At 65.4% G+C, this 22,043-nt stretch carries 23 protein-coding genes; 6 read left to right on the top strand and 17 right to left on the bottom strand.

Annotated features, from left to right (window positions below):
- Window positions 1-125: 125 nt before the first annotated feature.
- Entirely contained in the window at window positions 126-743 is a 618-nt protein-coding gene (locus AC1DKY_RS08620) for a PAS domain-containing protein (protein ID WP_441602726.1), read from the bottom strand.
- Between the two features lie 217 nt (window positions 744-960).
- Here AC1DKY_RS08620 and AC1DKY_RS08625 point away from each other — a divergent pair, with 217 nt between their 5' ends.
- Window positions 961-1,305, top strand: coding sequence for a carboxymuconolactone decarboxylase family protein (locus tag AC1DKY_RS08625; protein WP_441602727.1), 345 nt, complete (start codon window positions 961-963; stop codon window positions 1,303-1,305).
- Here the strand turns inward: AC1DKY_RS08625 and AC1DKY_RS08630 are convergent.
- Window positions 1,290-2,129 carry a DoxX family membrane protein gene (locus tag AC1DKY_RS08630; RefSeq protein ID WP_441602728.1) on the bottom strand — a complete coding sequence of 280 codons (840 nt, stop codon included), beginning with the start codon at window positions 2,127-2,129 and terminating at the stop codon, window positions 1,290-1,292. The two genes, AC1DKY_RS08625 and AC1DKY_RS08630, sit on opposite strands and share 16 nt — an antisense overlap.
- A gap of 193 nt (window positions 2,130-2,322) precedes the next feature.
- Here AC1DKY_RS08630 and AC1DKY_RS08635 point away from each other — a divergent pair, with 193 nt between their 5' ends.
- Window positions 2,323-2,739 carry a hypothetical protein gene (locus AC1DKY_RS08635; protein ID WP_441602729.1) on the top strand — a complete coding sequence of 139 codons (417 nt, stop codon included), beginning with the start codon at window positions 2,323-2,325 and terminating at the stop codon, window positions 2,737-2,739.
- 2 nt (window positions 2,740-2,741) lie between these two features.
- Window positions 2,742-2,879, top strand: coding sequence for a hypothetical protein (locus AC1DKY_RS08640; RefSeq protein WP_441602730.1), 138 nt, complete (start codon window positions 2,742-2,744; stop codon window positions 2,877-2,879).
- Between the two features lie 6 nt (window positions 2,880-2,885).
- On the opposite strand, the gene AC1DKY_RS08645 is transcribed toward AC1DKY_RS08640, so the two are convergent.
- The 4 genes from AC1DKY_RS08645 to ubiA all read right to left on the bottom strand — a co-directional run bounded on the left by AC1DKY_RS08645 (window position 2,886) and on the right by ubiA (window position 6,165).
- Window positions 2,886-4,151, bottom strand: coding sequence for an RNA polymerase sigma factor (locus AC1DKY_RS08645; protein ID WP_441602731.1), 1,266 nt, complete (start codon window positions 4,149-4,151; stop codon window positions 2,886-2,888).
- 65 nt (window positions 4,152-4,216) lie between these two features.
- Window positions 4,217-4,639 carry a VOC family protein gene (locus tag AC1DKY_RS08650; protein ID WP_441602732.1) on the bottom strand — a complete coding sequence of 141 codons (423 nt, stop codon included), beginning with the start codon at window positions 4,637-4,639 and terminating at the stop codon, window positions 4,217-4,219.
- 20 nt (window positions 4,640-4,659) lie between these two features.
- The gene (locus AC1DKY_RS08655; protein ID WP_441602733.1) at window positions 4,660-5,088 is read right to left on the bottom strand and encodes a YciI family protein; all 429 of its coding nucleotides are present in this window, start codon (window positions 5,086-5,088) and stop codon (window positions 4,660-4,662) included.
- A gap of 183 nt (window positions 5,089-5,271) precedes the next feature.
- Window positions 5,272-6,165 (bottom strand): 4-hydroxybenzoate octaprenyltransferase, encoded by an 894-nt coding sequence (gene ubiA / locus AC1DKY_RS08660; protein WP_441602734.1) that lies wholly within the window; start codon window positions 6,163-6,165, stop codon window positions 5,272-5,274.
- A 259-nt stretch (window positions 6,166-6,424) separates the two neighbouring features.
- Between ubiA and AC1DKY_RS08665 the strand changes: the two genes are divergently transcribed.
- Window positions 6,425-6,781 carry a VOC family protein gene (locus AC1DKY_RS08665; RefSeq protein ID WP_441602735.1) on the top strand — a complete coding sequence of 119 codons (357 nt, stop codon included), beginning with the start codon at window positions 6,425-6,427 and terminating at the stop codon, window positions 6,779-6,781.
- 94 nt (window positions 6,782-6,875) lie between these two features.
- Here AC1DKY_RS08665 and ilvA read toward each other — a convergent pair whose 3' ends face one another.
- The 11 genes from ilvA to AC1DKY_RS08720 form a co-directional block, all read right to left on the bottom strand.
- Window positions 6,876-8,438 carry a threonine ammonia-lyase, biosynthetic gene (ilvA, locus tag AC1DKY_RS08670; RefSeq protein ID WP_441602736.1) on the bottom strand — a complete coding sequence of 521 codons (1,563 nt, stop codon included), beginning with the start codon at window positions 8,436-8,438 and terminating at the stop codon, window positions 6,876-6,878.
- Window positions 8,435-8,677 (bottom strand): acetolactate synthase small subunit, encoded by a 243-nt coding sequence (gene ilvN, locus AC1DKY_RS08675; protein WP_477179899.1) that lies wholly within the window; start codon window positions 8,675-8,677, stop codon window positions 8,435-8,437. Before ilvN ends, ilvA begins: the two co-directional genes overlap by 4 nt.
- A gap of 22 nt (window positions 8,678-8,699) precedes the next feature.
- Window positions 8,700-10,541 carry a biosynthetic-type acetolactate synthase large subunit gene (ilvB, locus tag AC1DKY_RS08680; protein WP_441602737.1) on the bottom strand — a complete coding sequence of 614 codons (1,842 nt, stop codon included), beginning with the start codon at window positions 10,539-10,541 and terminating at the stop codon, window positions 8,700-8,702.
- A 219-nt stretch (window positions 10,542-10,760) separates the two neighbouring features.
- Window positions 10,761-11,774, bottom strand: a complete 1,014-nt coding sequence (gene ilvC / locus AC1DKY_RS08685) for a ketol-acid reductoisomerase (protein WP_441602738.1) — start codon at window positions 11,772-11,774, stop codon at window positions 10,761-10,763.
- On the bottom strand, window positions 11,771-13,489 hold the full coding sequence (ilvD, locus tag AC1DKY_RS08690) for a dihydroxy-acid dehydratase (protein WP_441602739.1): 1,719 nt from the start codon (window positions 13,487-13,489) through the stop codon (window positions 11,771-11,773). Before ilvD ends, ilvC begins: the two co-directional genes overlap by 4 nt.
- A 29-nt stretch (window positions 13,490-13,518) precedes the next feature.
- Complete coding sequence (gene leuB / locus AC1DKY_RS08695) at window positions 13,519-14,616, bottom strand: 3-isopropylmalate dehydrogenase (RefSeq protein ID WP_441602740.1); 1,098 nt, start codon at window positions 14,614-14,616, stop codon at window positions 13,519-13,521.
- Window positions 14,613-15,197 carry a 3-isopropylmalate dehydratase small subunit gene (gene leuD / locus AC1DKY_RS08700; protein ID WP_441602741.1) on the bottom strand — a complete coding sequence of 195 codons (585 nt, stop codon included), beginning with the start codon at window positions 15,195-15,197 and terminating at the stop codon, window positions 14,613-14,615. Before leuD ends, leuB begins: the two co-directional genes overlap by 4 nt.
- A gap of 184 nt (window positions 15,198-15,381) precedes the next feature.
- Window positions 15,382-16,791, bottom strand: coding sequence for a 3-isopropylmalate dehydratase large subunit (gene leuC / locus AC1DKY_RS08705; protein ID WP_441602742.1), 1,410 nt, complete (start codon window positions 16,789-16,791; stop codon window positions 15,382-15,384).
- Window positions 16,791-17,729 carry a branched-chain amino acid transaminase gene (locus AC1DKY_RS08710; protein ID WP_441602743.1) on the bottom strand — a complete coding sequence of 313 codons (939 nt, stop codon included), beginning with the start codon at window positions 17,727-17,729 and terminating at the stop codon, window positions 16,791-16,793. Before AC1DKY_RS08710 ends, leuC begins: the two co-directional genes overlap by 1 nt.
- A gap of 16 nt (window positions 17,730-17,745) precedes the next feature.
- Window positions 17,746-19,353 (bottom strand): 2-isopropylmalate synthase, encoded by a 1,608-nt coding sequence (locus AC1DKY_RS08715; RefSeq protein WP_441602744.1) that lies wholly within the window; start codon window positions 19,351-19,353, stop codon window positions 17,746-17,748.
- A 397-nt stretch (window positions 19,354-19,750) separates the two neighbouring features.
- On the bottom strand, window positions 19,751-20,305 hold the full coding sequence (locus AC1DKY_RS08720) for a TetR/AcrR family transcriptional regulator (protein WP_441602745.1): 555 nt from the start codon (window positions 20,303-20,305) through the stop codon (window positions 19,751-19,753).
- Between the two features lie 202 nt (window positions 20,306-20,507).
- Here AC1DKY_RS08720 and AC1DKY_RS08725 point away from each other — a divergent pair, with 202 nt between their 5' ends.
- Together AC1DKY_RS08725 and AC1DKY_RS08730 are read left to right on the top strand one after the other, a co-directional pair.
- Window positions 20,508-21,077: a hydrolase gene (locus tag AC1DKY_RS08725; protein ID WP_441602746.1), complete on the top strand. Its 570-nt coding sequence runs from the start codon at window positions 20,508-20,510 to the stop codon at window positions 21,075-21,077.
- Window positions 21,078-21,128: 51 nt separating this feature from the next.
- On the top strand, window positions 21,129-21,920 hold the full coding sequence (locus AC1DKY_RS08730; protein WP_441602747.1) for a carboxylesterase family protein: 792 nt from the start codon (window positions 21,129-21,131) through the stop codon (window positions 21,918-21,920).
- Window positions 21,921-22,043 lie beyond the last annotated feature (123 nt).

A 22,043-nucleotide genomic window follows, 5' to 3' on the forward strand; every position in this document is an offset into this window, starting at 1 on the left:
CCCGCGTGGCAAGCCACTCGCAGCACGAACGCGCGCAATCGTGATTCCCCTCGTTCTTTTCTAACGCCCGCATCGTTACCAGAGCAATACGACCTTTAGGCCAGGGTCGGCGAACGACAACGTTGTCAGTGCGGACTGCCTGCCTCGATCGCGATGCGGATGGCATCGGCGCTGGTGGTCGCCCCGAGTCGCTTGAGCAGGCTGGCGCGGTGCATCTTCACGGTCTTCTCTTCGATGCCCAGCAAATCGCCGATCTGCTTGTTGCGCATGCCGCGCGACATGTGTTCCAGCACCTGCTTTTGCCGTGGCGTGAGTGCGCCCACCAGGGCTGAGGCATGGGCGATACGCTGGTTGTGCGCGCGATCGGGGGTGCCGGAGACGTCCATCTGCGAGCCGATGAAGTACTCGACGGCGCCGTCGGCGCCGATCAGAGGCGCCACCATCACGGCATTGCGGAACGCGGTGCCGTCCTTGCGGTAATTGGTGAGCACGGTCAACGAGGGTCGCCCGTTGGCGATGGCGTCGCGCAGCAAGGCCCGCTGATCGGGCTCGCTGCCGGCGCCCTGCAGGAAACGGCAGTTTCGGCCCAGGATTTCATCCTCCTGGTAGCCGGTGAGCTCGCAGAAGGCGGCATTGACGCAGACGATCGGGTTATCCGGCAGACGCGGGTTGGTGACCAGGGTCGCAAGGGGAGACAGGCCAATGGATGCGAACAAGGCGCCTTCAAACCCAGTTTGATGCATGTGCGATTTCCTCAGTCACCCGGTGCGCGTGTGACTGCGATTCGAACAGAACGGGTCGGCAATACCAAGCCCCGCAAGCGTGCTTGTCGATGTTTTTCAGACGACCTGCAAGACGCGGGCCGTCCGGTACCGAACCATCGAGGTATCCATGCTGGCTTATTCACGCGCCCCGTCGATCGGGCGCAGCATGAAGGTGTTGTGTCCCCTGGAGAGCGCCATGTTGAATTGGCCTGAATACCGCAAACAGCTGCTCGGCCGCATCGGCGAGATCGCCAAGCTGAGCCCCGACACCGTGGCCGGCTACCAGACCCTGTCCGCCGCCGGCAGCAAGACCGGTCACCTGGACGCCAGGACGCGCGAACTGATCTCGCTGGCGGTGGCGGTCACCACCCGCTGCGACGGCTGCATCACGGTGCACACCGCCGAGGCGCTGAAGCAGGGCGCCACCCCGGATGAAATTGCCGAAGCGCTGGGCGTGGCGGTGGCCATGAATGCCGGCGCGGCGCTGGTGTATTCAGCGCGCGTGCTCGATGCCGTCCACAGCTATCAGGCGGAACGATAGGGCACGGCCCGGTAAGAGTCGGCGACCACCCAGGCCCCGCACGCGATGGCGGCGGAAATCGCCAGCGCGGTCCAGCCGGTGCGGTCATGAGGCGTGGCGACCACCGTGGGCACCCACACCAGTAGGGTGATGATCCATAGCATCGCCGCCTCGAGCCTTGCCGCCAGCTGCGGCAATACGCCAAACAGCACCGCCAGGCAGGTGGCGATGCTGCAGGCGCCGGTGAAATACGCCCAGCCCAGGGGGTACGGCAACCAGGTCGGAATCAGCGCTACGGTCTGCTCGCTGTAAACAAAGTGAGACAGGCCGATCATCGGCAGCGATAGCGCAAACACCACGCGCGCCGCGCGCACGCCGCGTCGCCCGGTGAGATGGCGCAACCCGTCGCTGCGTTCGCCCAGATGGCCGGCAAACAACACCCACGCAGCCGCGAAGATCACCGCAATCTCGCCCAGGCCCAGCCAGGTGGCCTCCATCGAGGGCACCACGATCACGGCGGGCAATTTGAGCAATACCGTCCACACCAGCATGAAGACCACCAGCAAGACCGATGCGGGCTTTGCCCAGCTGCGCAGCAGCAGTCCGATGCCGGCCACCAGTTCGATCAGCGCAAACAGATAGGCGATCGGCCGCGCCCCCGGCATGTGCTCGATCGGCAGGTGCTGCCACACCAGGGCGACGTCGCCGTAGATGAAGCCCAGCGCGCCCAGCGACATCATGCAGAGGGCCAGCCACTGCTGGGACAGGTGTGTCTGCGCAGCGCTGTTGCCCCACGCGCCGCTGCCAGTCAGCACCGAGGTTGATGCCCGATACGAACGTTCCATGCCTTGCTCCTTCACCATGAACGGACAGAGGGAGGACAGCGCTTCGATGCGAGGGCGGCCCTGGGGCGGCCACGGGCTCCCAGGGGCTGCCCGCCGCGCCATTAAATCGGCAGATACGGCGTGGCGCAATGGAGTGCGATGATGCGCCGGCGAGCCCCGTTCTTTTGATCCCGCTTCAGAGGAAGCCAAGGCCATGTATCGCCCCCGCCCCATCGTGAACCTGCCTGCCGACACGGACGCCGACGGCATCAAGGTCTACACCATTGCCGCCGGCAGCGGCGCCGTGGATATCTCGCGCTACTTGCCGCGCATGGCGGCGATGAAGCGGGCGCGACCCATCGCATGGTCGACCACGCCGGCCTTTGCGATCTGCCACGAAGCGGCGCAAGCGCGTTATCTGGTGCTGGGGTGGTGGGGCAACGACAACGAGATGTTCATCGCGGTGGCGGCGGAAGATGCCACCGGCTGGGTCGAGGACATGTCGCGCTATTCGTTCTGCCTGTGGGACATGGAAGTGATGTGGCACGAGCGCAATGCGTTCGTCGACTGGATGTATGGCGCGGTGCCCAGCCTGGACGCCTATCGGGCTGACCGGCTGTGCAAGGTGTAGGCATGGACAAACTTGGCTGGGCCGCCAAGGGCGTGTTGCGGTTGGTGTTTGTCGTGCTGCTCAGCCTGTTGATGGCGGCCCTTGGTTACGCGGCGATACTTGGCTTGATCTTGTGCTTTCCGCCACACGCCATCCAGTGATCGCCTTCAGGCCGCGCTGCTGGCGGCCGCACGCTGCAACAGCAACTCCCGCTCGCGCAGGTTGCGTGTGAGCGAGGCGGCGCGCTCGAATTCTTCGCGCGCCTCGGCATGACGACCCAGCTTGCCGAGCAGGTCGCCGCGCACGCTGGGCAGCAGGTGATAGTGGCGTAGCAGGGGTTCGTCGCGCAGTGCGTCCACCAGGTTCAGGCCCACCTCGGGGCCGAATGCCTGCGCGTGAGCCACCGCGCGATTGAGTGCCACCACCGGCGAGGGCAGGCGGCGCGCGAGCGTGTCGTAGAGCGCGGCAATGCGCGACCAGTCGGTGGCGTCCACGGTGCGCGCCCGCGCATGACAGGCAGCAATCGCCGCCTGGAGTGTGTACGGACGTTCGCTGCCGCCCAGTGCTTCGGCGCGTTGCAGCGCGGCCAGGCCGCGTTGAATCAGCAGCTGATCCCAGCGCCCGCGGTTCTGCTCGCCCAGCAGGATGGGCTCGCCGTGCGGCCCTTGCCGCGCGGCGGTGCGCGACGCCTGGATTTCCATCAGCGCCACCAGGCCATGCACCTCGGCTTCGGCCGGGGCCAGGCCAGCGAGCACGCGGCCCAGGCGCATGGCTTCCTCGCAGAGCGCCGGACGCATCCAGTCGCTGCCCGAGGTGGCCGCGTAGCCTTCGTTGAAGATCAGGTAGACCACTTCCAGCACGGAGGCGAGGCGCGCCGCGAGCTCGTCGCCGCGCGGCACTTCGAACGGCACCTGGGCTTCGCTGAGCGTGCGTTTGGCGCGCACGATGCGCTGTGCCACCGTGGGCTCGGGCACCAGGAAGGCGCGCGCGATTTCGCTGGTGGTCAGGCCGCCGAGCAGGCGCAGGGTCAACGCCACGCGCGCCTCGGTGGACAGCACCGGATGGCATGCCGTGAATATCAGGCTGAGCAGATCATCACCGACCGGATTGTCGAGCATGGCATCCGGGTCTCCCACGGATTGTTCGAGCTGGTCTTCGATCTCGCGCGTCAGTTCCCCTTCCTTGCGACGATGCAGCGCGTGGCGCCGCATCTGGTCGATCGCGCGATGCTTGGCGGTAGTCATCAGCCAGGCGCCCGGATTGCGCGGCACCCCCGTCTGCGGCCACTGCTCCAGCGCCGTGACCAGCGCGTCCTGCGCCAGTTCCTCGGCCACGCCCACGTCGCGGACGATGCGGGCGAGGCCGGCGATCAGGCGTGGCGATTCCATGCGCCAGACCGCTTCGATGGTGCGATGGATATCAGTGGCCGTCATGGCCGCCGATCACAACACCACGCCGGTGGCGGCGCAAGTTCGCGCGCACCATGCCGCCGCCGGAATCAGGGTGGCGACATCACCATCCAGTGCACGCCGAAGCGATCGCGCAACATGCCGAAGCTGGAGGCAAAGAAGGTCTTGGACAGCGGCATGGACGCCTCGCCGCCGCCCTCCAGCAAGGCCTCGAACGAGCGCTTGGCCTCGCTATCGTCCTTGGCATTGATCACCAGCGAGAAGCCGCGAAAATCCGGCGTGCCACCACATTCGCCATCGGATGCATTGACCAGCGATTCGCCGATCCGCATCGAGGCATGCATGATTTTCTCGCCATGCGCAGGGCGTGGACCGGCGGCCTGGTCGCCCGGTTGTTCGGGGCTGTCCTTGAATCGCATCAGCGTTTGCACCTGCGCGCCGACGGCCTTGCCGTAGAAGGCGAGGGCTTCCTCGCAGCGGCCGTCGAAGAACAGATAGGGCTGGATCAGCATGGTGACATCTCCTGGCGGGTTCAGCGTGGATCGCCCATGCGGGCGCGCTGCTGTGCTTCCAATTCGCGCGCTTCGGGCGTGAAGGCATCGCCGAAATCCTCCGCTTCGAAGACGCGGCGGATCTCGATTTCCGAGGCGCCGTCATCGAACGGGTTGGGTGCGCGCTTCATCCACTCGATGGCCTCTTCCAGCGAGCTCAGCTGCAGTACCCAGAAACCGGCGATCAGCTCCTTGGTTTCCGTAAACGGGCCGTCGATGACAGTACGCTGGTCGCCCTCGTAGCGCACGCGTGCACCGCTCCTGCTGGGGTGCAGACCTTCGCCGGCCAGCATCACCCCGGCCTTGACCAGCTCCTCGTTGAAGCGGGTCATCTCGGTCAGCAGTTTTTCGCTCGGCATCTCGCCGGCTTCGGAGGCCCGGGTGGCCCTGACCATGGCTACGAATCGCATGTGCTTGCTCCTGTGAGTGTGGCTCTTATGCACACGACGAAGGAGCCCCGGTGGAATCGACAGGGTAGGCGAAGAAACCTGTGGGAGCGCACCCTGTGCGCGACAACCCGGCGGCGCGGCGATTGGCGATGCCGCGTCGGGCACAGGGTGCCCTCCCACAGGTGATGACGAGAGGGGTGTTGCTTAGCGGAACGCCAGCGCCAGCACGATGCCGATCCAGACCGCCATGCCCAGCCAGTTGTTGTTGCGGAAGGCCCACAGGCAGGCGGCGCGGTCGTGGCTGCGGATGCGCCACATCTGCCAGCCGAACAGGCCAGCGGCCACCAGCAGGCCCATCCAGTAGGGCCAGCCCAGCATCGCGCGCTGGCCCACCAGCAGCATCGCCAGCAGGAAGGTGGCCATCAGAATGCCCAGGATCGGCAGATCCGCGTCGCCAAACAGGATGGCGGTGGATTTGGCGCCGGCCTTGATGTCCTCGTCGCGGTCCACCATGGCGTATTGGGTGTCGTACACCACCGACCAGATGATGTTGGCGATGAACAGCAGCCAGCCCACCGGCGGCACGGTATTCATCACGGCCGCGAACGCCATCGGGATCGCCCAGCCGAACGCCGCACCCAGCACGACTTGCGGCAGGTGTGTGTAGCGCTTGGTGAACGGGTAGATCGCCGCCAGACCGGCGCCCGCGAAGGACAGCCAGATGGTGAGCTTGTTGGTGAACAGCACCAGCACGAAGGAGAACACCAACAGGCTGGCGAAGATGATCAGGGCCTCGCGCGGCGTCACACGTCCGGCCGCGATAGGTCGCCCTGCCGTACGTTCCACCTGGGGATCAAGCTTGCGGTCGGCGAAATCGTTGATGGCGCAGCCGGCCGCACGCATCGAGAACACACCCAGCGTGAAGATCACCAGCAGCTTCAGCGGCGGGAAATCCGAGGCCGCCAGCCACAGCGCCCACCAGGTCGGCCACAGCAACAGCAGCGCGCCGATCGGGCGATCCATGCGGGTCAGCACCAGATAGTCGCGCGCCTTGCTGCGATAGGGCGCCGGCAAACGCTGCAGCAGCCAGTCGAGCACGCGCGTGGCGCGGGAGGAGCTATCCGCGGGCTGCGTCGAGCGCGCCGGTCTAGAGCCCGCGCCAGGGCGCGGACGCGGTGTACTCGTAGTCGGCAGGTTGCGCCGCTGGCGCTTGCGGGAAGTAGGAGCCATCCATGAAGTGTAGCGTGGCCCACCGCCGTGGGTAGCGTGACGCAGCGCCGGTTTGCGGGGCGCACCTTGTCGCAACACGGTCATAAAGCGGCCTAAACTTTCCACTTTCCCGACTGGAGATGAGCCCGTGCCCAAAGCCCTGAGCCACGTCGCCCTGATCGTTGCCCATCCCACGCGCACGGCCGAGCTGTTGACCGGCGTGTTCGAGGATGCGCGCATTTTGCGCGAGGAAGATCCGGCCGATAGCCATCCGGAAGTCATCGTGGCGCTGGCGGGGCTGGAATTTGCCCTGATCCGCGGCAGCGGTCCCGCGTCACGCAACGGCGACCACATCGCGTTCGCCGTGACCAAGCAGGAGCAGCTCGATTGCGCGCGGCGCATGGACGAGCTGGCGCTGGATTATCAGATGGCCCGCGAGGACACGGCGCTGTATTTCAGTGATTACGACAACCATGTGTTTGAGTTGGAGGTGGTCGAGTCGTGACGGAGAGCGTCGCGCACAGGGTGCGCTCCCACAGGAGGATCCAGCCCCCTGTGGGGTCCCTGTGGGAGCGCACCCTGTGCGCGACTGACGTGCCTCATTCCCTCAACAACAACCGATACGCCGGATTCTCGCTCTCGTCGCGATACGGATAGCCGAGTGTGTCCAGAAACGCCTGAAACAGGATCCGTTCATCCGGCGGCACCTGAATTCCGACCAGGATGCGCCCGTAATCCGCCCCCTGATTGCGGTAATGGAACAGGCTGATATTCCAGTCCGGATGCATATGCCCCAGAAAGCGCGTCAGCGCGCCCGGGCGTTCGGGAAACTCGAAACGGAACAGCTGCTCGTCGCGCGCCAGCGGTGAGCTGCCACCTATCATGTGGCGCAGGTGCAGCTTGGCCAGTTCATCGTCGGTGAGATCGAGCACGCCGAAATCGTGGGCACGGAAAGCCTCGATCAACGTCTCGCGCTCATCGCGATGCGCAGTCTGTATGCCGACGAAGATATGCGCCTGGCTGGCATTGCCGATGCGGTAGTTGAATTCCGTGATGCTGCGCTGATCCAGTGCCTCGCAGAAACGGCGGAAGCTGCCGCGTTCCTCGGGTATGGTCACCGCGAACACCGCTTCCCGCTGCTCGCCCACTTCCGCGCGCTCGGCCACAAAGCGCAGCCGGTCGAAATTGAGGTTGGCGCCTGAGACGACGGCCACCATCGGGTGTTCCGAAGCGCCATGCGTGGCGACGTATTGCTTGAGCCCGGCCAGCGCGAGTGCGCCGGCAGGCTCGGGCACGCTGCGGGTGTCCTGGAAGACATCGCGGATGGCCGCGCAGATCGCGTCCGTATCCACCCGCAGCATGGCGTCCACATGGCGCTGGCACAGCGCAAAGGTGAGATCGCCCACACGCTTCACGGCCGTGCCATCCGCAAACAGGCCGACTTCCGACAGCGATACCGGTGCGCCTGCCTCCAGTGATTGGACCATCGCATCGGAGTCGCAGGTCTGAACGCCGATCACTTTCACATCCGGACGCAGCGCCTTCACATAAGCGGCGATACCAGCGAGCAAACCGCCACCGCCGACGGGCACGAAGATGGCGTGCAGTGGCCCGGGATGCTGGCGCAGGATTTCCATGCCCACGGTGGCCTGCCCGGCGATCACCGCGGGATCGTCGAACGGATGGACGAAGGTGTAGCCGTGTTCGTGCTGCAGTCGTGCCGCCGCGGCTTGCGCATCGCTATAGGAGTCGCCGGTCAGCACGATATCGACCTGGTCGCCGCCAAAGCGACGCACGGCGTCGACCTTGACCTGGGGTGCCGTCACTGGCATCACGATCACTGCGTGTATGCCAAGCCGCGCCGCCGCCAACGCCACGCCTTGGGCATGGTTGCCCGCCGAGGCGGCGATCACGCCACGGGCTCGTTGCGCCGCGTCCAGCTGACACATGCGGTTATAGGCGCCGCGCAGCTTGAACGAGAAAACCGGCTGCTGGTCTTCGCGCTTGAGCAAGACACGCTGCCCCAATCGCGTGGATAGGAGCGTCGCCGGCTCAAGCGATGTCTCGCGCGCCACATCGTAGACGCGCGCGCCCACTGTCTGGCGCAGTAGTTCGTGCTCGCTCAGCGGATCCGCGTCCAGCGTGGCAGCAAGTGCATTCATGGCGTGGCGAGCGGGTGGCTTACCTCGATCACGTCCACCAGCTTGCGCGTCTGCTTGATGATCTGTTCGACGGTGGCGTCGGCGCCATGCAGCACCAGGGTGAGTTGTGAGACGGCCAGATCTTCGGTGGCGGCGACGGTAAGCGTGTCGATATTGCAATGACGCGCGGCGAACAGCCCGGCCACGCGCATCAGGGCGCCGGATTCGTTTTGCAACAGGATGGATAGCGTATGTCTCATGCGGGCTCCGTGTTGCCGATGCTCAGAACATGTCCGAGGTGGCATCGCCGTCCGACGCCGGTGCCACCCGCGACGGAATGAAATCGCCGGTGATCATCTGCGCGTACGTCGCCCCCGGACCCACCATCGGATACACGCCGGCATCCGGGTCAATCATCACTTCCAGAAATGCAGGGCCATCGAAGGCAAGGAAGTCGGCGATGGTCTCCGCCAGTTCCGCCTTGTCCTCCAGGCGCTTCGCCCACTCGAACCCATCAGCCTGCGCCGCCTTGATGAAGTCCTTCTTGTGCAGGCTCTTGTCCGACGATGCAAAGCGGCCACGGAAAAACAGCTTCTGCCACTGGCGCACCATGCCGTCGCCGATGTTGTTGAGCACGACGACCTTGACCGGCAGGCCATAGGTGGTGACGGTTTCCAGCTCGCCCAGATTCATGCGGATGCTGGCGTCGCCGTCGATATCGATCACCACCGCGTCGCGCCGCGCGAACTGCGCACCAATGGCGGCGGGCAGGCCGAATCCCATGGTGCCCATGGAACCGGACGTGAGCCAATGGCGCGGCTCGCGAAAATCAAAGTACTGCGCGGCCCACATCTGGTGCTGGCCCACGCCGGTGCTGATCACGGCGCGGCCTTGGGTGTGTTCGTTGATGGCCTGGATCACCGCCTGCGGCTGGATCAACGCGCTCTCGCGGTCGTAGTTCAGCGCATGCGTGTGCTTGAGCGCAGCAATATGGGAGTGCCAGTCCGCATAGCGCCCATCGTTTGCGAAATGCAGGCCGTGACGGATGCCGTATTGCTGCAGGCGCGATAGCGTCGCGTCGAGGTCGCCATGATGATGCCAGTCCACCGACTTCACCTTGCCGATCTCGGCGGGGTCGATGTCGATCTGTGCGATGAAGCGTGCGTGCGGGGCAAAGCGCTCCGGCACGCTGGCCACGCGATCGTCGAAACGAGCGCCAAGCGCGAGCAGGAAATCGCAGTCCTCGACGGCGTAATTGGCGTAGGCCGTACCGTGCATGCCCAACATATGCAAGGCGAGCGGTTCAGTGGTGTCGATCGCACCGATGCCCATCAAGGTGGTGGTCACCGGCAGGCCAAACTGCTTCACGAAAGCGCGCAGCGTGGCGGAGGACTCCGCCGAGATGATGCCGCCACCCGCATAGATCAGCGGACGCTTCGCCCTTGCCAGCGCGTTGAAGAAAATCTCGCACTGCGCGTCATCCACGCGTGCGCTCTGGATGGCGTGCTGGCGGGCGCGATAGCCGGGAATAGGCAGCGTGCCTTCACCGGCGAAGGTGAGCGGACTGTTCTGCACATCCTTGGGGATATCGACAACGACAGGGCCCGGACGTCCACTGCGCGCGATCTCAAAGGCCGTACGCAAGGTGACTTCAAGCCGCGAGGGATCGGTGAGCAGGAACACGTGCTTGGCGCACGGACTCATGATGTTGCTGACCGGTGCCTCCTGGAAGGCATCGCTGCCGAGCGCGCCGGTGGGCACCTGGCCGCAGATCACCACCATCGGCACGGAATCGGACATCGCATCGCGCACCGGCGTGACCATATTGGTGGCGCCCGGGCCGGAGGTGACGATGGCCACGCCCACCTTGCCCGAGGCGCGCGCATAGCCGGCCGCCATGAAGCCGGCGCCTTGCTCGTTGGCAGGCACGATCAAGGGCATCGGCTCGCCGCCCATCGGCGACAGATGCGTGGCATTGAATCGGAAGACCGCGTCGTACACCGGCAGGATCGCGCCACCCGAATAACCGAACAGCACGTCGACGCCTTCGTCCGCCAATACCTGCACGACGACTTCTGCACCGCTCATGGTCTGGCCGGCGAGCGCATGCGTCGAAGCGGGCATGTCGCGACTTTCAAGAGCACGTTGCAGTGGCACGTTCACGATGGTCGGGTTCCCCAGATTCGCCGATGCTTCGGCGGATCGAGTTGGTTGGAAAAGTGCCCTCCCCCAAATCATCGGGGGAGGGCCAGGAAGGGTCTTGCATGCTTGCGGGATAAGCGCCCCTCTCAAGTCGAACAACAACCAGCATGCCGCTGCGGCATCAGCCGCAGCGGCCAAATATCAACCTACTTTCTTGAGCGGCTCAGCCGAGGGCTTGGGCGCATTCGCCTGCAGCCACGGCATGCGAGCACGCAGCTTGGCGCCGACCTGTTCCACCGGATGCTCCAGGTCCGCCTGCTTGAACTTCTTGTAGTTCGGCAGGCCGGCCTGGTATTCGGCGATCCAGTTGCGCGCGAAGGTGCCGTCCTGGATATCGGTGAGCACGTCCTTCATGCGCGCCTTGGTGCCGGCATCGATCACGCGCGGGCCGCTCACGTAGTCGCCGTACTGCGCGGTTTCGGAGACGAACTCCAGCATGCGTGAAATGCCGCCCTCGTAGAACAGATCCACGATCAGCTTCAGTTCGTGCAGCACTTCGTAATAGGCGATTTCCGGCTGGTAACCGGCTTCGACCAGCGTTTCAAAACCAGCCTGTACCAGGGAGCTGGCACCGCCGCAAAGCACCGCCTGTTCGCCGAACAGATCGGTCTCGGTCTCTTCCTTGAAGTCCGTCTTGATCAGCAGCGCGCGACCACCGCCGATGCCATCGGCATACGCCTTGGCGCGGGCTTCCGCCTGGCCGCTGACGTCCTGGTGCACGGCCCAGATGCTGGGCACGCCGCGACCGATTTCATACTCGCGACGCACCAGCGCGCCCGGGCCCTTGGGCGCCACCAGGATCACGTCGATGTCGGCGCGCGGATCGATCTGCTTGAAGTGCACGTTGAAACCGTGCGCAAACAGTAACGCTGCGCCCGGCTTGATGTTCGGCTCGATGTGCTCGCGATATAGCTGCGGCTGCACCATGTCCGGCGTGAGCACGGCGACCAGGTCGGCGTCCTTCACGGCATCGCCCGGCTCAGCCACGGTGAAACCTTCGGCGCGGGCTTTCTCCCACGAGGGGCCACCCTTGCGCAGGCCAACCACCACGTCGAGACCGGAGTCGCGCAGGTTGAGTGCGTGGGCGCGGCCCTGGCTGCCAAAGCCCAGGACGGCGATGCGGGCCTTGGCCAGCGTGTCGTTGTTGTTGCTCATGCGGTGACTCCTGCGTTCGTGTCTTCGTTGACGTGTCGGGAAACAGAGGCGGATGGACTGCGTGATGCGATGGGTTGCGTGGTGGCTCCTTCAGACGCGGAGCCCACCAGGGCGACGTACTTGGCCATGGCGCCGCGCGTGACCTTGGGCGCAGGCGGTTGCCAGCTGGCGCGACGGGAGGCGAGATCGGCGGTGGTGCTGATCTGGCGCGTTTCGGCGTCGATGCGGATGCGATCGCCTTCGTGCAGCAGCGCAATCGGGCCGCCGCGCGCCGCTTCCGGTGCGATATGGCCGACCATGTAGCCGTGGGTGGCGCCGGAGAAGCGACCATCGGTGATCAAGGCCACGTCGTCGCCCAGGCCGCGGCCGATCAGCGCCGCCGTCACGCCCAGCATCTCGCGCATGCCTGGGCCACCCGCCGGGCCTTCATTGCGGATCACGATGACGTCGCCCTTCTCGATGCTGCCGCCCTGAACGGCGGCAAACGCCTGCTCTTCGCTTTCGAACACGCGGGCGCGTCCCTCGAAGTGGTTGGCGCCCTTGCCGGCGAGTTTGAGGATGCAACCGTCCGGCGCGAGATTGCCGTAGAGGATGGAATAGCCGCCGCGCGGCTTCAGCGGCTTTGACACCGGATGCACCACGTCCTGCGTTTCAGCTCGCGGTGCCGCAGCGACTTCATCGAACAGGCTGCGACCGGTGACGGTGGGTGCGTCGATCAGCATGCCCGCGGCAATCAGTTCTTCCGCCACGCGTGCGCTGCCGCCGGCCCCGAACATCTCGACCGCGGTGTAGCGGCCGCCAGGCAACAGATCTGCGATCACCGGGGTGTGTTTCGATGCAGGCTCGAAATCCTCCAGCGTCCACGGCGTACCCGCTTCACGTGCGATGGCGAGCAGGTGCAGCACAGCGTTGGTGGAACCGGCCGTGGCTGCGACCATGCGCGCGGCATTGCGGAACGCGGTTTCGGTGAGCAGTTCGCGTGGCGTGCGGTTTTCTTTTAGGCACTCCATCACCAGCTCGCCGCAGCGGCGTGCGGCCACTGCCTTCGCTGGATGTGTGGCGGGGATGTCATTGAAGCCCAGCGGCGACAAGCCCAGCGTGGAGAGCACCATCGCCATCGTGTTGGCAGTGAACTGCCCGCCGCATGCACCGGCGCCGGGGCAGGCATCGCGCTCCACTGAAGTCAGTTCGGCATCGCTGATCTTGCCCGCGCCGTGCGCACCGACTGCTTCGAACACCTGCTGGATGGTGATCGGATGGTTGTCGTGGGTGCCGTGCGCAATCGTGCCGCCGTACATCGCGACGGCCGGGATATTGAGTCGCGCCATCGCCATCGCAGCGGCAGGAATGGTCTTGTCGCAACCGCACAGCACCACCATCGCGTCAAGGCAGTGGCCATCGACGGCCAGCTCGATGGAGTCGGTGATCACCTCTCGGCTGATCAGCGAGGCGCGCATGCCGGGCGTGCCCATGGCGATGCCGTCGGTCACGGCGATGGTGTTGAATTCCACCGGCGTGCCGCCCGCAGCGCGAATGCCGTCGGCGACATGTTCGGCCAGTTCGCGCAGATTGAGGTTGCACGGGCTCACGTTGGACCAGGTGTGCACGACGGCCACCAGCGGCCTGGCAATCGCTTCGTCGTCCAGGCCGGTGGCGCGGAGCATGGCGCGCGCGGGGGCACGGTCGGGGCCGGTCTTGATCAGATCACTGCGCATGCGTGTTCCTTGAGAGATGCTCGAATGACTCAGCCACAGGCGCGGCCCCAGCGAAGAAAAGCTGCCGCGTTGCAGGCGTGTTCGTCGATGGCGGCCAACACCGCTTCCAATACCTGCTGCGTGCCGGCGTCGCCGCCGATGTCGCGGGTATGCGGACCGTGCTCCAGCACTTCGGCCACGGCCGCTTCCACCGTAGTCGCTTCTTCTTCCAGCCCCAGCGAATGGCGCAGCAGCATCGCGGTGGAAAGAATGGCGCCAATCGGATTGGCCACGCCCTGGCCGGCGATATCCGGCGCGGAGCCGTGGATGGGCTCATACAGTCCACCCTTGCCTTCGCCCAGCGACGCCGAAGGCAGCAGGCCCAGCGAGCCGGCCAGCGCGGCGGCTTCATCGGTGAGGATGTCGCCGAACAGGTTCTCGGTGACCACCACGTCGTACTTGCCAGGCTGGGTCAGCAACAGCATGGCCATCGAATCGACCAGCTGGTGTTCCAGCTTCACATCGGGAAATTCACCGGCGATGCGCTGCACGGTGCTGCGCCACAAGCGCGAGGTTTCCAGCACGTTGGCCTTGTCCACCGAGGTGACGTGCTTGCGGCGTTCCCGTGCCAGCTGGAATGCGCGACGCGTCACGCGCTCGACTTCAGCCACGGTGTACTTGCATTCGTCGATGGCGGTGTCGATGGTGCGTGTCTTGGCACCGAAGTACGCGCCGCCGGTGAGTTCGCGTACGAACAGCACGTCGACGTTTTTCAGCTTTTCGTTCTTCAGCGGCGACAGCTCGGCCAGCGCGGGATGCACCTGCAGCGGTCGCAGGTTGGCGTAGACGCCCAGCGCGGCACGCAGCGCCAGCAGACCCTGCTCGGGACGCACCGGTGCACTCGGGTCGGACCACTTCGGGCCACCGACCGCACCGAGCAACACCGCGTCGGCGGCCTTGCAGGCTTCCAGGGAGGCCTTGGGCAATGGCTCGCCGGTGGCATCGATGGCGCAACCGCCAATCTGGTGTTCTTCAAAATGGAAGTGATGGTCGTAGTGCGCTGCCACGGCATCGAGCACGGCCACGGCCGCTGCAGTGACCTCGGGGCCGACGCCGTCGCCGGGCAGGGTGACGATGTGCGCTCTCATGCAGCTTTCTCCGTGCGTTGTTCGTAGGCGGTGATGGCGTCGCTGTGTTGCTGCAGGTACCCAAGCTGGTCCACGCCGTTGAGCAGGCAGTGGCGGGCAAATGCTTCGAGCTGAAAATGGATATGGCCGCCGTCGGGCAGGGCGATCACTTGTTCCTTCACGTCGATGGACAGCTCGATGCCCGGGTGTTCCAGCAGCCAGCGGTGTTCGGCTTCGTCCAGCACGATGGCAAGCAGGCCGTTCTTCAGCGCGTTGTTGCGGAAGATGTCGGCGATCTCGCTGCACAGCACCGCCTGGATGCCGTAGTCGAGCAGCGCCCACGGCGCGTGTTCGCGCGAGGAGCCGCAACCGAAATTGCGGCCGGCGATGAGGATCGAGCAGCCTTTCGCCTGTGGCTGATTGAGCGGGAAGGCCGGGTTGTCGCTGCCGTCGGCCTGATAGCGCCAGTCGTTGAAGCACAGCTTGCCCAGGCCGGCGCGCTCGGTGGTGGTGAGGAAGCGCGCGGGGATGATGCGGTCGGTGTCGATGTTCTCGTCCGGCAGCACGGCGGTGCGGGAGTGGAGGCGGGTGATCGGGCGCATTAAAAAACCTCCGAAGGACAAAGTCCCTTCTCCCCTCCGGGGAGAAGGTGCCCCGAAGGGGCGGATGAGGGGCGGGTGCTCGCGGGAACGCACATCGAAGCGCGCTCTGATGTTTGACCGAGGCAAGAGTGACCCCTCACCTCAGTCCTCTCCCCGGAGGGGAGAGGAAGAAAAGCTCGCCCCTTCATGCGGCCACCTCCGTCGCATACTCACGCGGATCGGCAATGCGCCCCGCGACGGCCGATGCTGCCGCCGTGGCCGGACTCGCCAGAACCGTGCGCGCGCCCTTGCCCTGGCGACCTTCAAAGTTGCGGTTTGAGGTGCTCACCACCAACTGTCCCGGCTGCGCGAAGTCGCCATTCATGGCGATGCACATCGAGCAACCGGGCTCACGCCACTCGGCACCTGCAGCGGTGAATACGTGATGCAAGCCTTCGTTCTCCGCGTCGCGGCGCACCGCTTCGGAACCCGGCACCACCAGCATGCGCACACCATCGGCGACGCGACGACCGCGCAGTACGTGAGCGGCCTCGCGCAGATCCGAAAGGCGCGAGTTCGTACAGCTACCGACGAAGACCACGTCGACCGGCGTGCCCTGCATCGGCTTGCCGGCCTCGGCCTTCATGTAATCCAGCGCGCGCTTTTCCTGAGCATTGCGTGCCGCGGGAACCGGCTTGTCCATCGCGATGGCCATGCCCGGATGCGTGCCATAGGTGACGGTGGGACGCACCTTGCTCGCGTCGATGCGCACTTCGCGGTCGTACTCGGCGCCATCGTCCGTGCGCAGCGACTTCCAGCGTGCGACGGCTTCGTCCCAGGCGGCGCCCTGCGGCGAACGGGGACGGCCCTTCAGCCAGGCGAATGTCGTTTCGTCGGGCGCGATCATGCCTGCACGTGCGCCCGCTTCGATCGACATATTGCACACCGTCATGCGCTCTTCCATCGACAGCTGCTCGATGGCGTCGCCGCGATATTCGATGACGTAGCCAGTGCCACCGTCCACGCCGATCTCGCCGATGATGTGCAGGATCAGGTCCTTCGCACCTACGCCCGCGGACAGATGACCGTCCACATGGATGGCCAGCGTTTTCGCCTTGCGCTGAAGCAGGCACTGCGTGGCCATCACGTGACCGACTTCCGTGGTGCCGATGCCGAATGCCAGCGCACCGAACGCACCGTGGGTGGAGGTGTGGCTGTCGCCGCAGACGATGGTCATGCCGGGTTGGGTCGCACCCAGTTCCGGGCCGAACACATGCACGATGCCGCGATCGCTGCTGTTCCAGCCGTGTAGTTCAACGCCGAATTCGCGGCAATTGGTTTCCAGCTGCGACACCTGCGCCTTGGCTTCGGCGTTCGCGTAGGGACGCTCGCCGTCGGCGCCGGCGGGCAGGGTGGGCGTGGAGTGATCGAGCGTTGCCAGCATGCGATCGGGGCGACGCAGCTTCAGACCGCGCTCGCGCAGTTCGCTGAAGGCCTGCGGCGAGGTGACTTCATGCACCAGGTGCAGATCGACGTAGAGGATTGCGGGGGTGTCGGCGCTTTCAGCGGCGACGACATGGGCGTCCCACACTTTTTCAAACAATGTCTTTGCCATTACGCAGCCTCCTGCGCTGCTTCGATCTGGACGGGCGTGAGCCAGCCCCACTGGTCAGCTGTGGTGCCATCAAACAAGCCAAAGAACGCCTTCTGCAGTGCGCGTGTGACGTCGCCCGGACGTCCTGCACCCACCGGCTTGCGATCGACCGAACGCACTGGCGTGATTTCCGCCGCGGTGCCGGTCATGAAGATCTCGTCGGCGGTGTATAGCGCTTCGCGCGGCAGGTCGCGTTCTTCCACCACGATGCCCAGTTCGCCGGCCAGCGTGATCACCGACTCGCGGGTGATGCCGGCGAGGATGCCCGCGCTGGTCGGTGGCGTGAGCAGTTTGTTGTTCTTCACCAGGAACAGGTTTTCGCCCGCGCCTTCGCTCAGCAGGCCGTTATGACCCAGCGCGATGCCTTCGGCGTAGCCGCCGCGACGCGCCTCGAGCGCGATCAGCTGGCTGCTGAGGTAATTGCCGCCGGCCTTGGCCCAGCTGGGAAAGGTGTTCGGTGCGGGGCGCTGCCAGGAGGACACGCACACGTCGGCACCGTGCTCCAGTGCTTCGCCGAGATACGCGCCCCATTCCAGCGCCATGATCGCCACGTCCACCGGCGAATCGGTCTTCGGCAGCACGCCCAGGCCGCCTGCGCCGCGGAACACGATGGGGCGCACATAGGCCGACTTCATGCGATTGGCGCGGATCACTTCATGGCAGGCCGCGTTGATCTCGTCTTCGCTGTAGCCGATCTCGATCTCGTAGATGCGCGCCGATTCGAACAGGCGGCGCGTGTGATCGGCGAGGCGGAAATAGGCCGGGCCCTGCGGCGTCGCATATACGCGCTCGCCTTCGAATACCGAGGAGCCGTAGTGCAGCGCGTGGGTGCTGACGTGGACCGTAGCCTCGGTCCAGGGTTTGATCTGGCCGTTGTGCCAGAGGAAGGGCGTCGTCATTTGGTGCTCCTCGGTTTCACAGGCTCGCGACCGCAGCCCGTGGCGACACGGGTTGTTGTCGTTCGATGCGGTTGACGATGGCGAGCGCGGCATGTGCGGTCGCTTCGATGATGTCGGTGCTTACGCCGGAGCCACGCCAGTCGCGCTCGGCGTGGCGCGCAGTGAGTTGGGCCTGGCCTTGCGCGTCGCCGCCCTCGCTCACGGCGCGCACCTGGAACTGGGTGACGTCGAGCGAGGTGCCGGTAGCGCGCTCGATGGCACGCAGCACGGCATCGACCGGGCCGTCGCCGATCGCCGCTTCACCCACTTCATGGCCGCTGTCATGGGTGAGCTTCACCGAGGCCGACGCGCTGCCGCCCAGATGAGAGTTGGTGTTGAGCTGCACGATGCGCCAGGGGCCGGTGGCTTCCGGATCCATGCCCAGCGCGATCGCTTCCAGGTCCTGGTCGTGCACTTCGCGCTTCTTGTCGGCCAGCGCCTTGAAGCGCGCGAAGATGCTGTCCATTGCGGCCTCTTCCACCTCGTGGCCCAGGCTCTGCAGACGCTGGCGCAGCGCATGGCGGCCCGAGTGCTTGCCCAGCACCAGTCGCGTCTCGCCCATGCCCACGTCTTGCGGACGCATGATTTCGTACGTGCCGCGATGCTTGAGCATGCCGTGCTGATGGATGCCGGACTCGTGCGCGAACGCGTTGTCGCCGACCACGGCCTTGTTGCGCGCGACGGCTTGGCCGGTCAGCTGGGTCAGCAGGCGCGAGGTGGGATAGAGCTTGCGCGCGTCGATGCCGGTATCCACGCCGAAGTAGGCAGCGCGCACACGCAACGCCATCACCACTTCTTCCATCGAGGCGTTACCGGCGCGCTCGCCGATGCCGTTGATGGTGCATTCGACCTGGCGCGCACCGGCGGCAACACCGGCGAGACTGTTGGCGACCGCCATGCCCAGGTCGTCGTGGCAGTGAGTGGAGAAGATCACCTGGTCCGCCCCGCGCACGTGCTGGCGCAGGTAGGTGATGCGCTCGGCCATTTCGATGGGCGTGGTGTAGCCGACGGTATCGGGCACGTTCACCGTGGTGGCGCCGGCGGCGATGGCCGCGCTGAACACCTCGACCAGGTACTCCGGTTCGGTGCGCATGGCGTCTTCGGCGGAGAACTCCACCTCGTGGCACAGCTTTTTGGCCCGCTCGATGGCGGCGCAGGCCGTGTCGATCACCTGCTGCTTGCTCATGTTGAGCTTGTGCTCGCGATGCAGCGGGCTGGTGGACAGGAACAGGTGGATGCGTCCGTGGCGCGCCACTTCCAGCGCGCGGCCGCAGGCGTCGATGTCGTTGTCGTGGCAGCGTGCCAGGCCGCATACGGTAGGGCCGCGCAGCACCCGGGCGATCTCCGCGACCGAGGCGAAATCGTCCGGCGAGGCGCTGGGGAAGCCGGCCTCGATGATGTCCACACCCAGCGCCTCGAGCGCATGCGCCATGCGGAGTTTGGCCCGGCGATCCATCGAAAAGCCGGGTGCCTGCTCGCCATCGCGCAGGGTCGTATCGAAAATGCGCAGGCGTTCGGCGGCTACGTCGCCCACGTCGCTGTTCTCGCTGTTGCCGCTCTGGGGCGGGGTGTTATCGGGGTTCATCGCTGGCTCCATGGGCACACGCCTTGGGCAACAAAAAACCCCGCATCCGTTACCGGGTGCGGGGTTCTTTGGTCGTATTCAGGTGGTCTTTCTAGTTACCTGGACACACGCCCTCAGCCCGCACCTCCGTTGGTAATAAGGAGTACGAGTACAAGGGCAAGAAGGAGGTTGGTGCGAAGTCGCAGCAGGCCGGCGACCGTCGGGGGACGGATCGGTTCGGCAATGCGGTCATGGCTGTTGCGCTGCGACATGCAGACGAACCTAATGGCCCGTCCGACGGGTTGTCAACAGTTTCTTTTGAAAATGTTTAAATCGCGTGTCGAGTTAGGCATTCGGACGTCCAGATGGCTGGACGTCCTACGCACGTGTTGCACGTGCGACACAGTTGTCGCCGCAATCAGCGCGACGCGAGTTCTCGCAGATAGAGCGAAAGTGCTTGCTGCAGCTGGTTTTGCGCGGCCTTGCGCAGGTTCGCCGGTTGCTCGCTTTCGAGCGCGACAGCGGCCTTCATGAATTGCTGCACCACCATCGCCGCCGGACGTAGCTCGCCTGCGGCAATCCCTGGCGCGTGAATGGCGATAATCTGACTCAAATAATCGCGCATGCGCTGGCGAATGGTGCGGCCCAGCATCGAGGGCAGCGAACCGGCGGCCTCGACCAGGGTGGCGAAGGCCGGATGCTGCTTGCGGTAATCGGCGAACGCGCGGATCAGCCGCGCCGCAAGTTCCTCCGTCGACCAGTTCGGCGTTTGCGCGACCAGGGTCTCCATGCGCTCGTTCAGTCCGTTGGCATGCTGGGTGATCAGCGCCTCGGCAACGGCCTCCTTGGTAGGGAAAAACTGATAGAGCGAGCCGATCGAGGCCTGAGCGCGAGCCGCGATCTCGGTCATGGTGGTGGCATCGAAACCTTTTTCGACGAAGCAATCCGATGCCGCAGAAAGCAGCGCCGCCACGCGTTCGTGGCCCCGGCGACGGCTGGGCGCTCGCGCCCCCTGGCTTGTGTTTTGCGAGGACATCCTCATAAACTCCAATGTGAGGCTGTCCTCACATAATAGTCTTGAAAGCCGGCGCATGGGCGCGGCCCGAACAGGGTCGATTGTACGTTGATGCCGGCGCAATCCCTGCCTGATCCCTGCACATCGCTGGAGTTCTCCCATGGAAAAGCTTGATCCCCGCACCACCGCGCTCGTCCTGATCGACCTGCAGAAGGGCATTGCCCCGTTTGGCGCGGGCCCCCATGCGAGCGCTGAAGTCTTTCAGCGTGCCGGTCGCCTGGCGGCGCGTTTTCGCGAGTTGAAGGCGCCCGTGGCGCTGGTGCGCGTGGGCTGGTCGGCCGACGCCGGCGACATGTTGCGTCCGCTGACGGACGAGCCTGCACGCAACTTCACCCTGCCGGACAACTGGTGGGACTACGCCGATGAACTGGCCGTGGCCGAGGGCGACCTGCACATCACCAAGCGCCAGTGGGGCGCGTTCTACGGCACCGAACTGGAGTTGCAGCTGCGCCGTCGCGGCATCACGCAGATCGTGCTGGCCGGCATTTCCACCAATATCGGCGTGGAATCCACCGCTCGCCAGGCCTTCGAGCTGGGCTTCAACCAGGTGCTGGTGGAAGACGCCATGAGCTCGGGCGATGCCGCGCATCATCGTTTCGCGGTGGAGCACATCTTCCCGCGCCTGGGTCGCGTGCGGTCCACGGAGCAGGTTCTTGCTGCTCTGGCCTGATCCGTCGAAGGGTCTGTACTCTCCGGGCATCGACTGACGGAGAGTACGAACATGCTGATGAAGCGCGTGGGATGGATGGCAGCCTCGCTGCTGCTTGGCCTGGCCGGATCGACGCACGCCGCTGACGCGCATTTCGTCGCCAGCGAAGTGACGGTGGATGGTCACCGCTATCCCTTCCAGGTGTTCGTGCCCACCGGCTGGACGGCGGATCGCCCGTGGCCGGTGGTGTTGTTCCTGCACGGCAGCGGCGAGCGCGGCAACGACAACGAAGCCCAGCTCAAGCAGGGCCTGCCGCCGTGGCTGGCCAAACATGGCGATGAATTTCCTGCCGTGGTGGTGGCGCCCCAGGCGCCCGACGACACGGTGTGGAGCGGTGAAGTGGAGCGCGCCGCCGTGGCCGCTCTCGAGCAGAGCATCGCGACCTATCACGGCGATCGATCGCGGCTCTACCTGACCGGCCTCTCGATGGGCGGTTATGGCGTGTGGCAGCTGGCGGTCGATCATCCGGGCATGTTCGCTGCTGCCGCGCCCGTGTGCGGCGGCATCCTCGGGCTCGACGACATGCCCGAACTGAAGGTCTACGGCGTGCCCAGTGGTGCCGATCCCTACGCCTGGGTGGCGAACCGGGTGAGGCCGACGCCGATGTGGATCTTCCATGGCGCGATCGACGACCAGGTACCGCCGGCCGATTCGCGGGCCATGAACAAGGCGCTTACCCGCGCCGGCGATGAAGTGCGTTACACCGAATTTCCCGGTGTGAACCATGGTTCCTGGGTGCCGACCTACGACTCGCCGGCGCTATGGCCATGGATGTTTGCGCATCGCAAAGCTACGGCAGGCTGACGGTTCGTTCACAACCGTGTCTGGTTCCCCACCGAAATTTTAGCGTTCGATGTTGCGACGCCATATGGCCGACGGCCTAGGCGGCAGCGTTGCTGTGTCCCCGGCTCGCAAGTTTTTATGCTT

It is taken from the genome of Dyella sp. 01N448, from assembly GCF_056399225.1.

Coding starts and splice junctions, on each gene's coding strand:
- AC1DKY_RS08655 (WP_441602733.1), bottom strand. CDS start 5,088: ATGCGATTCGTAGCCATGGTCAGGGCCACCCGGGCCTCCGAAGCCGGC.
- AC1DKY_RS08650 (WP_441602732.1), bottom strand. CDS start 4,639: ATGCTGATCCAGCCCTATCTGTTCTTCGACGGCCGCTGCGAGGAAGCC.
- ilvB (WP_441602737.1), bottom strand. CDS start 10,541: ATGCCCGCTTCGACGCATGCGCTCGCCGGCCAGACCATGAGCGGTGCA.
- ilvA (WP_441602736.1), bottom strand. CDS start 8,438: ATGAATGCACTTGCTGCCACGCTGGACGCGGATCCGCTGAGCGAGCAC.
- leuC (WP_441602742.1), bottom strand. CDS start 16,791: ATGGCAAAGACATTGTTTGAAAAAGTGTGGGACGCCCATGTCGTCGCC.
- AC1DKY_RS08640 (WP_441602730.1), top strand. CDS start 2,742: ATGGACAAACTTGGCTGGGCCGCCAAGGGCGTGTTGCGGTTGGTGTTT.
- AC1DKY_RS08635 (WP_441602729.1), top strand. CDS start 2,323: ATGTATCGCCCCCGCCCCATCGTGAACCTGCCTGCCGACACGGACGCC.
- AC1DKY_RS08715 (WP_441602744.1), bottom strand. CDS start 19,353: ATGAACCCCGATAACACCCCGCCCCAGAGCGGCAACAGCGAGAACAGC.
- ilvN (WP_477179899.1), bottom strand. CDS start 8,677: ATGAGACATACGCTATCCATCCTGTTGCAAAACGAATCCGGCGCCCTG.
- AC1DKY_RS08625 (WP_441602727.1), top strand. CDS start 961: ATGTTGAATTGGCCTGAATACCGCAAACAGCTGCTCGGCCGCATCGGC.
- AC1DKY_RS08710 (WP_441602743.1), bottom strand. CDS start 17,729: ATGACGACGCCCTTCCTCTGGCACAACGGCCAGATCAAACCCTGGACC.
- AC1DKY_RS08725 (WP_441602746.1), top strand. CDS start 20,508: ATGGAAAAGCTTGATCCCCGCACCACCGCGCTCGTCCTGATCGACCTG.
- leuD (WP_441602741.1), bottom strand. CDS start 15,197: ATGCGCCCGATCACCCGCCTCCACTCCCGCACCGCCGTGCTGCCGGAC.
- AC1DKY_RS08620 (WP_441602726.1), bottom strand. CDS start 743: ATGCATCAAACTGGGTTTGAAGGCGCCTTGTTCGCATCCATTGGCCTG.
- leuB (WP_441602740.1), bottom strand. CDS start 14,616: ATGAGAGCGCACATCGTCACCCTGCCCGGCGACGGCGTCGGCCCCGAG.
- ilvC (WP_441602738.1), bottom strand. CDS start 11,774: ATGAGCAACAACAACGACACGCTGGCCAAGGCCCGCATCGCCGTCCTG.
- ilvD (WP_441602739.1), bottom strand. CDS start 13,489: ATGCGCAGTGATCTGATCAAGACCGGCCCCGACCGTGCCCCCGCGCGC.
- AC1DKY_RS08630 (WP_441602728.1), bottom strand. CDS start 2,129: ATGGAACGTTCGTATCGGGCATCAACCTCGGTGCTGACTGGCAGCGGC.
- AC1DKY_RS08730 (WP_441602747.1), top strand. CDS start 21,129: ATGCTGATGAAGCGCGTGGGATGGATGGCAGCCTCGCTGCTGCTTGGC.
- AC1DKY_RS08645 (WP_441602731.1), bottom strand. CDS start 4,151: ATGACGGCCACTGATATCCATCGCACCATCGAAGCGGTCTGGCGCATG.